This is a genomic window from Streptosporangium sp. CA-115845 (assembly GCF_050943795.1).
Classification (GTDB): Bacteria; Actinomycetota; Actinomycetes; order Streptosporangiales; family Streptosporangiaceae; genus Streptosporangium.
Genome location: NZ_CP191988.1, coordinates 9,056,249 through 9,070,661 on the forward strand (window position 1 = coordinate 9,056,249; position 14,413 = coordinate 9,070,661).

Genomic DNA, 14,413 nt, shown 5'->3' on the forward strand with positions numbered 1-14,413 from the left:
CTTCATGCTCCGACGGGACCGGCCCGTCCATCGTTGATCGCTTCGATCACTGAGTCCAGGCGCCCCGGCTTCCGGCCGGTCTTGTCCAGCTCCTGCAAGAGAACGCTCATACGCCGCACCAGGCCCGGAGAAGGGCGGGTAGGCAGACTCCTGGCCTTTCGGAACGCCTCGACAGCTTCGGACAGGTCAGCCGAATCGTCCAGGCGTCTGCCGCACATGGCGAACGCCTTGAAGTCCCAGGCGGTGAAGTCCCGGTCGTCCAGCTGGATCCGCTCCGTCGCTTCCTTGTGCAACTCCCTGAAGCGTCTGTCAGCCTCTCCGGGATTCGACCGATGCCGGGCAACCAGCGCATCCAGTGCCAGCACGATGAGGGAACGACCCGCCTGCCTGTATCGGGTGGCGCCTCTGATATTGCGTGCGGCCTCGATGTAGTCACCCCCTAGCAGGTGGGCGAAGCATAGAGTGGTCCGCGCCTGTAGCAGAATGACAGGGTCGTGCACCTGCAGCGCCTTCTCCACGGCCGAGGTCGCGTCCTTGATCGCCCCTGTGATGTCATGCCGACCGAGCAGCCAGTCGGCGTTCCCGTCCAGGTAGGCCACCTTCAGCGAGTCATCTCTGTGTCCGTCCACCTCGCCCTTGGCAACGGTGAGTAGGCGCATCGCGTCGGCATCCTGCCCCAGTTCGGCATACCAGCGGGCCAGCTTCAACGCGATCTTGACGGTTCGGGAGGAGGCGTATGCCTGCGCATCAGCGCTGAGTGGATACTCTGGTTCCTCTGGTACGGCCAGCGCCTGCTGGGCAAGTTTGACGGCCTCGTCGTACTGGCCCCAGCGCCGGTGACAATCCGCCAGGCCCTCGAACGCGCTCAACTGAACCCTCAGATTTCCGTCATTCTGCGCGTCTCTCAGGGCGAGATTGTAAGTGTCACAAGCGTTCTCAATCTGGTTCCGCTGCCAGTACATCATGGCCATGTTGGCGCGGATCTTCGTGCGGTTCTTAGGATCATCCAGGAGGTCCGAGTAACGCAGTGCCTTGTCGTACGCCTCGGCCGCCTTGACCATCTGCCCTCGCGCCGCATACAGATCTCCGAGCGCGTTCTCGTTCGCCATCTCATAATGGTCGTCGCCTATGGATCCCCTGACGGCTTCACGCTGCTCAATCAGCAGGAACGGGCAGTTCCATCTACGGAGTATGCGGTCAATGAAATCGATCCTTTCGTAGGCCGATCCGTAGAGGTCGGCTCTCAACGCTGCGTTCAGCGCCGCGAAATGAAGGTAGAGGTCGTCGATGCCACGTGGATCGTCCAACTTACGCCGCCACAGCGCGTCCGAGGCGTCGAGCAGTAGATTTCTCCATTCCGCATCGTCCTCCGGCGTCCACTCCGCGTCCGACGGCGGCAGGCAGTAGCGCTCATCCGAGGTGCGGTGAACGATATGCCTGGCCTGCAGTTTCTGGAGCACGCCGCTGACCTCGTCCTCGGGCGATTCCCCAGCCAGGAGTTCCGCCACCGCAGCGCTCGCAACGGGTGTCTCGTAGGCGGCGAGAACCTCTAGCACGCGGCGCTGAATCGGGTTGAGGCCTCTGATCAGAAGGTCAGAGAGGTACTGCGATACCTCCTTGGTCTCTAATCCGGACAGTTTGCCTGCGAGAGTGGACACAGTCACGCCGTCGCCTGCCAGAATCGCGTACACCCGTTCGGCGAGGCGGAGGTTGCCCTGGAGCTTCTCGTGGAAAACGGTGAGTGCGTCGGGCACCTTCTCCAAACGGAGCACGCCGTCACGGTCAAGATCGTTAAAATACATAACGAATTCTTTGCGCGGCAGGCCACGGATGGTGATGGTCTGAGCTTCCGACGGCCACGTGCGTCTTTCGGGAGACTCCGGTGGAAGCTGCGTGACGAGCAAGACCGTCACCCGGTGCCGGCGGTGAGTGGCAAGGATCTCGAACGCCTCGTCCAGGTCGTAATCCACCAGATGCTTGCTGTTACGGTCCACCAGGTTCTCGGCGCACTCGATGACGATCACTACGGGAGCATTGCCCAGCGCCTCCAACGCCGCTTCGAACCGGGCGAGCGAGGATTCACCGGGCCGGATGTCGGTCGCCGGCCCGGTCCCGGCCTCGAGGTCGTCGATGAGTGTCTTGATGTCCAGCCGTACGCCAGGGATGGCCTCATGCGGGCAAATCCTTGGGTGATCCCGGCCGTGTGTATACCGCTCCAGGTCCTCCAAGACCACTTTCACGAGCTTCGACTTTCCGATACCCGGCTGGCCCCTGACCACGATGACGCCCCACGGGCCGCTGCGCAGTCTCGTTCGAAGCTCCTGGCGATCGCTGTGCCGGTCCAGCAACTCAGGATGCCGTTCGGCCATCTGAGTGGTTACCGGCGATGCGTTGGTGGACGCAGGCTGACCTGGCTGGACTCCATCACCGTTTTGCACGACCGCCGCGTTTGAACTCCCAATTGCTGCCGCTTTCGAGCTCAGCCGCCACGAGAGGTAACCAAGGAAACCGCTCAGAACACCGAATATCCAGCTGCTGCGTTCCAGCCAGGCCCAGCCCAGGGCTACCTGCCCCTTCGGAGCCTCCCACCAGCCTGCTCTGATGCTTACGACGACGATCAGCGCCAAGGCACCTACGGCGAATGCGCCGTACGCGGCACGCCGCCAGCCTTTAGTCCCCACTCCTCATGATTACGCCCAAAGATCCGACATGAAAAGACGTATCTTGCCGCCGACCGTACCGCACGAAGAAAGGTGCTAGTGAGGTGACCACGAACGTTCACGGAGTTTGCTGATCACGCGGCTCAGGTCCAAGGGTGACCCCATCGGCGTTGCTTTTCGCTCCGGAGCCGGGCACGTTCTCTCCGTTGCTTGGCCAGTACGTCGGGATGACGCGTGTTGGCATTACGCCGGCGCGGATAAGCCTGGAGCTTGCGGGCCGGCACGGTGTGATTGGGATGATTCGAGTTACCCATCACGAAGCTGCGCAACGGCCCGAACTGCGCCTCGATCGGATTGGCCCAGGACGCGCCGGTCGGCGTCAATCAGCTGATGGTACAGCGTCGCTCCAGCAAATCCGGGCATAGAACGCCGATGCAGCCGGATGCCGTCGTGTGCAACCGTAGGTCAATGATCGGAGGACATCTAGGGGACGATCTTGAAGGCGTTTCCCGGGTCGGCCATGATTCTCGCCTCCCCTGACCACAGGTTCGAGGGCATTGGGCCTCGACCCGCTCCCATGGATCTTCGCCGGCACCATTTTGTCGGTGCCGCAGTGTGTCCTTCATGTCACCTTCGGAAGGAGTTATAGGCATGTATGACGACGAGTCGGCGTTGCACGATGCGGCCGAGGAGGGTTCACCCGAGGAGGTCGCGGAGCTGGCCGGTCGGGTGGAGGACGTCGACGCCATGTACGAGGGCCGCACCGCCCTCTGGGTCGCCGTGTACGAGGAGCGCCACGACAACGCCCGTGCCCTGGTGGCCGCCGGGGCCGACCCGTGGAGGCCGATGATGAGCGGCTGGTCACCCGGGCGCCTCACCCTGGCCGGCCCGGAACCCGACCTGTTCGGCCGCCCCATCGGAGTGAACGGCCTGACAGATGACGAGGCCGCCGCGGTGGTGGAGGCCGAACGTCTGAGAGCGGCGCTGAGCGACCTCTATTGCGACGGCACGGGGCTGGCGTGCGTGGCCGGGATCGACGCGGCCGAGGCGGCGCGGCGGCTGGAGGCCACGGTCGAGATCCTCGATCCCGAGGAGTTCCTCGACGGGATCGACCCCTTCAGCGAGGAGTCGATGGCCTTCGTCGGCGTTACCGACGTACCCGGCGGCTGCGTTGTCACCCAGCCATGGGGGTACATGCCGCAGACGCCCGGCATCAGCAGGCGACTGTCCGCAGGTACCGTCTGCTACGGCCTGTACGCCAATCCCAAGAGCGGCAACCAGGGCAGCATCGTTCGCGACGGCGAGATCGTCGGCTGGGACCTGCATCCCGGTGGAGCTCCCTGGGAGGACGAGGGACCCCTGGAGGTCCTGTTCTCCTACCTCTACCGGTACGACGCGGTTGCCTACTCATGTGCCTATGCGGGCCTGCGGCTGACTGACCCGCGCGCGGTCACCGGCCCGCCTGACGTGTGGCTGCGTCTGCCAGAACGCGACTACTGGCGCTGATCTCACCTTTCTCGCGGAACCTGAAGGATCGCGGAGCGAGTCAAGGGATGATGAGCGCATCCGCCTGTTCGTGTCACAGGTAGCCCTGTAGTCCCGAACATCTTGCCGTGCCGCGCTTAACACCTAGCACTGCGGGATGTCTTCGGAGTGGCTGACCAGGCAGCCCCAAAACGACGAAGGCCCCGGGGCGGCCCGGATCGTGATCAGCGACTGGAAGGACGACTACAACCACCGCCGACGACACAGCTCCCTCGGCTACCAGGCACCAGTGGCCTGCGCCGCGTCGTGCACACACCGATGAGCAGCCCACGCAGCCACGCGCCGCAACCCCTGTGACGTAAGGTCCCAGGTGTGGACACAACAACCCCGGTACCCCGCGTCCTCGTAATCGGCCTTGACCCGTATCGGGTTCCCGGGTCCTGGGACCCGAAGCCGGTGGCCGACGCGATCGAGGCCGGCATGGCTCGATTCGCCGAGCACGGCGTCGCCGTCGAGACCTGCCTGTTCGGCCTCGACGGCAGCGACGACGTGGAAACGATCGTCAGCCATACCCTGCGCGCGCGGCCCTGGGAATGCGTCGTCATCGGCGGCGGCGTACGAAAATCCGAAGATCAGCTTGACTTGTTCGAGCAGGTCGTCAACCTGGTACGACGACACGCTCCCAACGCGGCGATCGCGTTCAACAGCACCCCGACGGACACCTTCGACGCAGCCGCCCGCTGGATCGACACTCCCGGACCGACCGGTTCCGGCTGACCGGCGCGGCACCTCACCAAAGCACCACCGGACCACCGGCTCTCACCGCGTCTGGATCACTTCTCGGGGTCCCTCCACTCACGCTGCCCCTCCTAGGGCCTGTCCTGTGGATCTTGCCGTGGCGAGGATCGGTCAGGTGGTGTCTCGCACGGCGGAGGAGGGAGCCGCAGCGTGCTGCGGTGACCGACGACAACGCGGCGAGGCGCCGCCTGACCGTAGTGGGCAAAAGATCCACAGGACAGGCCCTAGCGCTGGTGATCCGGGCATCGCCCTGTGACCGGCCTGTTCCACTTGAGCCTGACACAGAGGACAACGCCAGATACCGGGCATCCGCTACTGGCGGGTCAGTATCTTCAGGTGGCTCAATTGGACGATCGCTGACAGGCTTTGTCGCCGAGACCGGACTGGCCCTCCAACCACCGTAACGTCCAGCTTTCACCCTCAGAGCGAGAAGTGACACGAGACACCCGTAGGCGTAACCGCTGCTCATTCCCATGATCGAGCTGTTTTCGCAGGCGTCCTGATCACGTATCGGAGATCACCCAAATCTGCGGAGGAAACGGGGAGAACGACGAAAATAAGGCTCGGGTCGGTGCCTGTCGGCTCGGTACGATCTTCAGACGGGGGAGGAGTCCACCGTGTTCGTGCCGCGGGCGGAGTTCGATCGGCAAGGCCAGGAGGAATCCTGTCCGGAGTCACAAAGATGTATCCATTCATTGACCGTATACAGGCCAAGTGAAAGGATCTGCCGACTCGGCCTGAAATACGCCCCGGAGTGGCCTGTGAACGGAACATTCATCAGTGAGTCTGGATTTACCCCTGATGGTAGTAAAACGCCAAAAATTCTCCCATTCGGGACGGTCTTCACCTTCGCCGACATGCCTTTTAAGATCGAAAGCGGAAATGTCCGGATCACGATCGGCAGCGAGACCGGCTGGGTGGACGCCGCGGCGGTGGTCTCCGACGCCGACGCGGCCCAGGTCGAGGCACTCGTCACCCTCGGATCCGCGCCGTCGATCCAGGACGTCACGAGCGTGCCGGAGTTCGCCGCCCACTGCGAGGCGGTGCAGTCCGCCATCACGGGCCTGACCGACGCCGTTCCCGGCCGGGCGATGCTGAAGGGGCGACTGGAGAAACACCTCGACCGGTTGTCGGGTCTCCTGCTGAAGGTCGGCGCCGTACGGAAGGTGGCCGAGCAGGCCGCTCTGCACTTCGCCGCCGAGGACAGCGCAGGACGGTGGCCGACCATATTGCGGCTGTGGGCCGGCCGCACGGGAAAGGAGCGCGAGGCGGCGTTCAAATGCATTCCCCCCGAGCTCGCCGAGGCGTTCGCCGATCTGATCGAGGTGTACGCGGACGGAGGGCCGGACTTCGACGACGCGGAGGCGGAACACGGTGAGCTGTCCATCACCCTTCGGGTGGCGCTCGACACGGCGACGCTGCGCCCGGGGACCTTCCTGACAGACGAGATGAAGGCGAAGGCCGCGTACGCGAAGCTGCACCTGCACGGACCGAACCTCTTCTCGACTCAGAACGGTTTCATGGTCGAGCTGCCCGAGCCCCGTGTCGCCAAAGGGCTCACCGTCCACTCCGGCGACGTGGTCCTCGACAAGCCGGCGGAAGTCCCCGGCGAGAAGCTGCCGAAGGTGGTACGCCTGACCCAGGAGAAGGAGAAGCTGTACCTCGGGGGCGGGCCGAGCGGCGATGACGTATGCCAGGGAAGCCTCGGCGACTGCTACTTCCTGTCCCTGCTCGCGTCCATCGCCGACCACGACCCCGATCAGCTGAAGCGGATGATCAGGAAGAACAAGTCGGCCTTCCTGGTCACGTTCACTCGGACGATCTCCTTCATGGATCGATCGTTCCGGCTGCCGCAGCTCGTCGACGTCGAGCCGCTCTTCGTACAGAGCACGACCTTGGGTGCGAAAAACATCCTGCTGGGGGCCCGAGTCAGGGCCATATGCGGGAACTCCGTGGTGCAACGCCGCAGGACCCTGGGGGGCGACGCGTACCTGGAAGAGGCGTTCCCGGTGACGACGGCCATCTGGGTGCCGATCATGGAGAGGGCGTTCGCCGCCTTCGTCGCCGCCTACGGCCTCTACTTCACCGACGCTCCCACCGAGGACGCCCCGGAGGAGGACGGCTATCGCCTGATCCGCGAAGGCATGCAGTTCTCCGAGGTACTTTTCGCCTGCCTGTACGGTCACCGGCTCCGCTACAGCCGCGGCGTGAAGGTGGAACCGTTGGGCAAGGCGGTCGTCGAGCGCCCGGAGCGGCTCGACCTGGTGACCGGCGAGCTGTTCAACATGCTGCTCATGGTGGCCGATCAGGTGGCGGGGAGCTCGCCGTGCATCGCGGTGCCGACCGCCTCGGTGAGCTGGCGAAAGGTCGGTGCGGAGCTGATCGCGCTGGGAGAGCGGTACGAGGGCCCGTTGGCACAGTACTTCGCCGAGATCGGGAAGAAGCTGCGGCCCGTACTCGACGAGGAACGTGACACCATCGCGACCCTGGGGAGGGACGCCGTATTCCAGGACGCGTGCGCGCAGGTCACGAAGGCTCTGCGGCCGCTCCGGTCGAAGGAGCTCTGGGCGGACAGGGTCGTCAGGCTGCTCGCGTCACTGGCGGAGCCGATGGCCGAGCACGGCCCGTGCCCCTACATCTTCGCCCGCCACGAGTACGCGATCAGCGGGGTCCGCCTGGTGCTCGCGGGAGACTCGCCGGCCCCCGACTACGTGACCAACCCCGCGCTGGGCACCGCGCTGACGAACGCGGCGTCACTCGTCAAGGCGGTCGCCGCTCTCGATCTCCAGAAGTCGACCGTCACCCTGCGCAACCCGCACCACCGAGGCTCCCCCGACCTGGACGGGAACCTCCCCTTCGAACAGAACACCGGGCTGTTCACCCTGTCTCTCCAGGAGTTCCTGAACTTCTTCCACGACGTCCAGTACGCCGTCGTCAGCCGCCACGCCTGACCACACCCGCATGGCCCGTCAAAGGTCCAGGCCGTCGGCCATGCCCGTGGCCGTCGCGGCTGAGGGGCCGCGGCGATTCCGGGCGCCGAGCCGGTCGACTCGGGTGGCTCATGGGCCACACGGCGGCATACGGTGCCCCCTGCCGGTACTGCTCGACACCGGCGAGGGGTACATGGGTCTTTTCCCGAAACGGGCGACTTACCCGCACACCCCGGGCAGGTCACACACCTTCTTCGTCATCTTCTTCGCCTGGTTGACGATTTTCTTGCCCGCTCCCAGACCGTTGCCGATGTCGGTGTAGAAGAACAGCGCGGCGCCCCGGCGGGCGACGATCCCCAGTTCGGCGGGCTCACGCTCACGCTTCCACTGCTTGTACAAGTGACCTGTGACAGACAGGGCCTCGTCTCCGACTCGCAACGGCTTGCCGACGTAGCCGAACCCGGAGCCGGTGTCGCCCTTCGCCGTTGCCAGCCTCGGGCACCTGGCCAGGTCCGCCCGAAGCTTGCGGAACGCGGCCTGGGCGGACCCGGTGCTCCTGTACAGCACGAGCTGTTCGCTGCTCCCGGAGGGAGCGCTGTTCGAGTATGTGATGGTGCGCATCGCGACCCGGCCGTCGCGGGGTTTCCCCTTCGTGCCACAGGGATTGAGTTCGAGCTGCCGGGACAGACTGTTGCTGATCTTCCACCACTCCTCGTCCTCCACGATCGGTCCCGCGGTCGCTGCGGGCTCGGTCAGCAGGAACCCCTTGGGGATCTCGGCGGCGCCCGCGCGGGCCACGTCGGCTCCGCCCAGCAGCGATCCGATCACCAGTGCTGTTGCCATCGCTTGGTTGATCACAACTGTTGAGACGTGGGGCTTTCTCGACGGGTTCCCCGCTTCCTCACGACGAGCTGGGCGCAGGAGGAGCCTCCCGCAACTCGCCCCTGGCGAGGGTTTGATCTGGCTGCCGGGGTTGGGGTCTCCCGGGACCCATCGGGGATGGCCTCGGCGCGATCTTGCACCTCGGCCGGGCGCACCGTTACCGCCCTTCGCCAACGGCTCGAAGCTCGTGGGCGGACAGGAAGAGGAGGGCGAGTGGCAGGCGATGAGGAGCGTCGATGAAGTCGCCCTCCGGGTGAAGAAGGCACTGGGCGTCGAATGACCTGATGACACACCACCGGTGTCCGGACTACAGAAGGAAGCTCAGACCTCGTGTCGCAACGCTCATCGGCATGGGCGTGCACCGGTAGCCCGTCCAGGTCCGGCACGGCGCCCGCGAAGTGAGAGCCGTGCCGTCGAACGGGAAAACGGCGGCAACAGGACTCCGCCGCGACGGGCTACGCGACCTTGCCGACCGGGGCGGTCCAGGTGTTGCACGACTTGGGGTTGCCGGTGGAGTGGCCCCGGTTGAACCAGTAGGCCAGGTTGGCCCCCTGGCCGAAGATGCCGCCCTTGCCGTTGTCCGCCCCGGCCTTCACCAGGCCCGCCAGGCGTTTGGCATCCTTGGCGGGGTAGCCGAGAGCGGGCCACAGGCTCTTGGCGGTTACTCCGCTGATGCACTGCGCCTGCAGGTTGTAGCGGCGGAGCTGTTCGGACATCTCAGTGCCGTCGTCGGCGTGCAGGGCGTTGTAGGCCTCGGCGATGTCGACCATGTTCTGCACGTGCTCGCCGTACGCCGAGCTCAGCTGCGCGAAAATCTGAACGTCGTCGGACGCCTTGATCCAGTCAGAACGGATCTGCACGATGAAGTTGGCGCGTCTCCCGCAGTAGAAGACCGCTGACTTCTTCGGGCTCAGCGTCCGCCCTCGGCAGTCGGTCTTGTACTTGCCCTTCATCTCCACCAGGGTCGGGACGAACTGCAGGTTGGCTTCCTTGAGGTAGGAACCCCAGGTGTTGTTCAGGCAGGAGATGATCGCGTTGACCTGTTTCGTGACCGAGGCCAGGGTCTTTCCCTTGGCGGGTTTCTTCGCGCATGCCGCGCCGGGGAGCTTACCGGCGACGTAAAGAGAGTTGTTGGTCAAGTCCGGGGCATCGTTGACCGGATACGCGTAGGCACTGGTCGTACCGGAGAAGAGCAGGACGGACGCCCCGGCAGCCACCATGATCGCACGAATCTTCATGGCGATGAACATTAGGGGTATATGTCTGGAAGTGGTAGACGTTTGACGTACGTCCGCTTCTTCCCTTATCTCGAAAATGGGCAACTTGGGCTGCTTCGTCCCGGGTCGCTCACTGATTCCACGGCAAGGCGTTGTGACCTATGCGCGTCATAGGTATCTCTTGAGCAGCACAGCATCATGAAGACGGGATTTCCAGCGCTGCTTCAACGCGGCCTGTACGGCGCGCACGGCCGCGGTTGGCCGGCCAGGCGCTCGGGGCCGTACCGGGAATGGATCTCCAGCGGCCTGGCCGTCTCCCGGCAGGACGCGCGTCCCCGGGCGAGCGGCCTCACACCAGCGGATGTACCTCGGGGTGTGCCTCCCACCAGCGCCCGAAGAGGGGATTGTCGTGCACGTGGTCGACGAACGCCGCGGCGAGGCCGCGATAGAGCGCCCCGGCGGTCGCATCGCCCAGGCGGTCCCTGTGCCACGCGACGAGCAGCCGTGCCACCTGTGGCTCTCCCCTGAGCGGTCGTACGACGGTGCCCGGCGCCGCGGTCCAGCAGGGATCGACCAGCCGCACGCCGTGCCCGTCCGCCACCAGGGGGCGGCCGGCGCCGCTCGGCGCCTCGAAGCGTAACCGAGGTTCGAAACCGGCCGCCCGGCACGAGGCCCGCAGCGCGGCAAGGGAGCCGTCGTCGGCTCCCGGAGGGCTGATCCACGCCTCGTCCTTGAGGTCGGCCAGCCGGATCTCCTCGTTTCCCGCGAGCGGGTGCCCTGCTGACAGGGCGACGAATATCGGATACCGGTATACCAGCGCCCGGCTGGTGACCGGCGGCGCCAGCGTGACCTCGAAGCCCTCGATGACGCCGAGCAGCGCCGCGTCGAGCCGCCCGTGCGTGAGCGCCTCCGCCAGCAGCGCCGTGGAGGGCTCGATCCGTAGTGAGATCTCGCGCCCGGGCAGGACGTCGCCGACCCGGTTGACGATGCTGCCTACGCAACCGACGTGGACCGAGCCCAGTCGCAGGGACCGGGTCTCCGACGGCCCATGCAGGTCGCCGAAGAGCGCGTCGACCTCGGACAGGACGATCCGGGCGCGGGCGATGACCTGGTTGCCAAGCGGTGTCGGCTCCACCCCGGAGCGGCTGCGGACGAAGAGCTCGCCCCCGACGAAGGTCTCCATCCGGCGCAGCAGGTTCGTCATGGCCGGCTGGGAAAGCCCCACCTGAGCTGCCGCTCTGGTCAGGCTGCCCGACTCCGCTATCGCACAGATCATACGGAGATGACGGATATCGAGATCCATAACAAAGAATTATGCGGCAATTAATGACCAGTGCCTGAATTTTCGGACAAAATTTGTTGCCCCTCCTTACGCATGACTGTTTCTTCCTCCTTCCCGCCCCCGTCTCCACCAGCCCGGGGAGGCTCCGGCACGCCGCGATTCCGGTTCCGGGCCGGTCACGTGTGCCGCACGAGGCCGGACGACACCCACTTGTTCGCGCCGGGCCAACCCGCTCCGCCGCAGCTCAGACGGGGCCGCAACGGGGTCATAACCAAGAACTATGTGCGCCTTTATGACCGCCGGTCTGGTTTCGTCACCAAACTACGGGCGGCAACACCACTTCGCTCTCCGAATCCCTGAGCCACGTGGCCCGCCGGTCCGCCAGGACCCGGCGGAGCCCCCGCCGCGTCCTGGCCCGTTCCGGCCGCCGCGACATCCCCTGTCACATCCAACCTCACGCTCGTTCTTCCACACCCCCCGGAGGTTGCTCGTGGGAATCACCCCACCCCTGCGCGCGCTCAGAAAATCGTCACTGGCCGCGTTCGTCCTCGTCCCGGCCCTCGGCCTGGGGCTCGCCCTACAACCGGCGGCCGCGTCGGCCGCCACCGAGCCCATCGCCAAGCCCGTCGTGACGGCATCCGCGGGTAAGACGCCGCCCCCCGCGCCGGCGCTGCTCGCGACCGACGGCGCCGACCACGTCCGGCGTTCTCCGCTCCCGGTCAGCGAACGGGCGCCGATGCCCTCCTCCACCGAGCGGCTGCGCCATGACTACGATCGGCCCGAGCCCGCCCCGGCGCACCCGCGCCCGTCCATGAAGGAGAAGGCGAAGTCCGCCGCCACGGTGCAGGCGGCGGCCGCGTGCACCGTGAGCGACTTCACCAGCCGGACCGGAAGCGCCCTGGTCCAGCAGATCAAGTCCTCCACGACCGACTGCGTCAACACCCTGTTCGGCCTCACCGGCAGCGACGCCTACTACGCCTTCCGCGAGGCGCAGATGAGCAGCGTCGCGTACGGCCTGCGTGACAACGGGTCGTACTACCCCGGTGACAACTCCACCGGCACCGCTCAGCTCGTGCTCTACCTGCGCGCCGGCTACTACGTGCACTGGTACAACGCGTCCACCGTGGGCACGTACGGCCCGTCGCTCAAGACCGCGATCGAGGCGGGCCTGGACGCCTTCTTCGGCAACTCCACGTCCTCGACGGTGAGCGACGCCAACGGCGAGGTGCTGGCCGAGGCGGTCACGCTGATCGACAGCGCCGAGGAGAACGACCGCTACCTCTACGTGGTGAAGCGGCTGCTCAATGGCTACAACAGCTCCTACAACGCGAGCTGGTGGATGCTGAACGCGGTCAACAACGTCTACACGGTGCTCTTCCGCGGCCACCAGCTCCCGGCGTTCGTGACCGCCGTCCAGGCGGACCCCAGCGTGATCGACACGCTGTACGGCTTCGCCGGCGACAACTGGAACCTGCTCGGCACCGACCAGAGCTACCTGGCGTCGAACGCCGGCCGGGAGATGGCCCGCTTCCTTCAGGAAACCGCCCTGCGGTCGAAGGTGCGGCCGATGGCCAAGGCCCTGCTCGACCGCGGCGACATCTCCGGGACGACCGCGCCCATGTGGGTCGGCGTCGCTGAGATGACCGACTACTACGACAAGGCCAACTGCTCCTACTACGACACCTGCGACCTGCAGGCGCGGCTCGCGGCCGCCGTTCTGCCGATCCGGTACACCTGCAGCTCCAGCATCACGATCCGTGCGCAGGCCCTGACCTCCGCGCAGCTCACCACCGCCTGCGACAGCCTCAAGAGCCAGGACGCGTACTTCCACAACCTGGTGAACGACGGCAACCGCCCCGTGGCGAACGACAACAACACCACCATCGAAGTCGTCGTCTTCCACTCCAGCACCGACTACCAGAACTACGCCGGGACGATGTTCGGCATCGACACCAACAACGGCGGCATGTACCTGGAGGGCGACCCGGCCGCGGCCGGTAACCAGCCGCGCTTCATCGCCTACGAGGCGGAGTGGCTGCGGCCCGCGTTCGAGATCTGGAACCTCAACCACGAGTACACCCACTACCTCGACGGCCGGTTCGACATGTACGGCGACTTCACCGCCGGCATCACCACTCCGACCATCTGGTGGATCGAGGGCTTCGCCGAGTACGTGTCGTACTCCTACCGGAACGTGACCTACGACGCGGCGATCACCGAGGCGGCCAAGAAGACGTACCCGCTCAGGACGCTGTTCGACACCGACTACTCGCACGACACGACCCGCATCTACCGCTGGGGTTACCTGGCCGTGCGATACCTGTTCGAGAAGCACCCGGCTGACGTCAGCACCGTCCTCGGCAACTACCGGACGGGCAACTGGAGCGGCGCCCGCACCTTCCTGACCAGCACCATCGGCACCCGCTACGACAGCGACTGGTCGAGCTGGCTCACCGCCTGCGCGTCCGGCTCCTGCTCGGGCGGCGGCGGCACGAACAAGCCGCCGACCGCGAACTTCACCTCCACGGTCAGCGGCCTCAACGCGACCTTCACCGACACCTCGACCGACTCCGACGGCACGATCGCCTCGCGCTCGTGGGAATTCGGCGACGGCGCGTCCTCGACCGCGGCGAACCCCACCCACGCGTACGCCGCGGCGGGCACCTACCCGGTGAAACTGACCGTCACCGACAACGGCGGCGCCACCGTGTCGACCACCAGGCAGGTGACCGTGACGTCCGGAGGCGGCACCCTGCCCGAGTGCACCTCGTCCGACACCAGGGAACTGGGCAGGAACTGCCGGCGTGGCAACGTGTCCGCGACCGCCGGTAACCACGCCTACTTCTACCTGTACCTCCCGGCCGGCACTACCAGGATCGTCGTCACGTCGTCCGGCGGCACCGGGAACGCCGACCTCTACTACAGCCCCAGCGCGTGGGCCACGAAGTCGGCGTACACGCAGCGGTCGACCGACTCCGGCAACAGCGAGACCCTGACGGTGACCAACCCGGCGGCCGGCTACCACTACATCAGCCTGTACGCCACCACCGCATTCTCCGGGGCCTCGGTGAAGGTCGAGTACTGACGCCTCGTAACAGCTGATCATCCATGCCGGGACCGGGCCTCACGTCCGGTCCCGGCCCTCGGCACCGCCGGCCG

9 protein-coding genes and 1 pseudogene are annotated in these 14,413 nt (G+C 65.9%); 5 read left to right on the forward strand and 5 right to left on the reverse strand.

All coding sequences use genetic code 11. From position 1 onward, the window contains the following. Positions 1-2: 2 nt before the first annotated feature. Positions 3-2,627 (reverse strand): tetratricopeptide repeat protein, encoded by a 2,625-nt coding sequence (locus ACQP0P_RS43030; RefSeq protein ID WP_433367530.1) that lies wholly within the window; start codon positions 2,625-2,627, stop codon positions 3-5. Positions 2,628-2,803: 176 nt separating this feature from the next. Next, positions 2,804-3,040 (reverse strand): annotated as a pseudogene (locus ACQP0P_RS43035) (IS630 family transposase); the annotation flags it as partial. Between the two features lie 271 nt (positions 3,041-3,311). Here ACQP0P_RS43035 and ACQP0P_RS43040 point away from each other — a divergent pair. The 4 genes from ACQP0P_RS43040 (at position 3,312) to ACQP0P_RS43055 (ending at position 7,894) form a co-directional block, all read left to right on the forward strand. Continuing rightward, a complete protein-coding gene (locus tag ACQP0P_RS43040) occupies positions 3,312-4,166 on the forward strand; it encodes an ankyrin repeat domain-containing protein (RefSeq protein ID WP_433367532.1) in 855 nt (284 codons plus the stop codon). 136 nt (positions 4,167-4,302) lie between these two features. After that, positions 4,303-4,467, forward strand: coding sequence for an integrase core domain-containing protein (locus ACQP0P_RS43045; protein WP_433367535.1), 165 nt, complete (start codon positions 4,303-4,305; stop codon positions 4,465-4,467). Between the two features lie 134 nt (positions 4,468-4,601). Further along, a complete protein-coding gene (locus tag ACQP0P_RS43050; RefSeq protein WP_433367538.1) occupies positions 4,602-4,922 on the forward strand; it encodes a hypothetical protein in 321 nt (106 codons plus the stop codon). A gap of 878 nt (positions 4,923-5,800) precedes the next feature. Further along, the gene (locus ACQP0P_RS43055; RefSeq protein WP_433367541.1) at positions 5,801-7,894 is read left to right on the forward strand and encodes a C2 family cysteine protease; all 2,094 of its coding nucleotides are present in this window, start codon (positions 5,801-5,803) and stop codon (positions 7,892-7,894) included. 198 nt (positions 7,895-8,092) lie between these two features. On the opposite strand, the gene ACQP0P_RS43060 is transcribed toward ACQP0P_RS43055, so the two are convergent. From ACQP0P_RS43060 to ACQP0P_RS43070, 3 genes are all read right to left on the reverse strand, one after another. Further along, a complete protein-coding gene (locus tag ACQP0P_RS43060; protein ID WP_433367544.1) occupies positions 8,093-8,716 on the reverse strand; it encodes a hypothetical protein in 624 nt (207 codons plus the stop codon). A 494-nt stretch (positions 8,717-9,210) separates the two neighbouring features. Then, a complete protein-coding gene (locus tag ACQP0P_RS43065; RefSeq protein WP_433367547.1) occupies positions 9,211-9,993 on the reverse strand; it encodes a neutral zinc metallopeptidase in 783 nt (260 codons plus the stop codon). Between the two features lie 328 nt (positions 9,994-10,321). Beyond that, entirely contained in the window at positions 10,322-11,275 is a 954-nt protein-coding gene (locus ACQP0P_RS43070; RefSeq protein WP_433367550.1) for a LysR family transcriptional regulator, read from the reverse strand. Positions 11,276-11,744: 469 nt separating this feature from the next. On the opposite strand from ACQP0P_RS43070, the gene ACQP0P_RS43075 reads away from it, so the two are divergent. Further along, on the forward strand, positions 11,745-14,339 hold the full coding sequence (locus ACQP0P_RS43075) for a collagenase (RefSeq protein WP_433367553.1): 2,595 nt from the start codon (positions 11,745-11,747) through the stop codon (positions 14,337-14,339). Positions 14,340-14,413 lie beyond the last annotated feature (74 nt).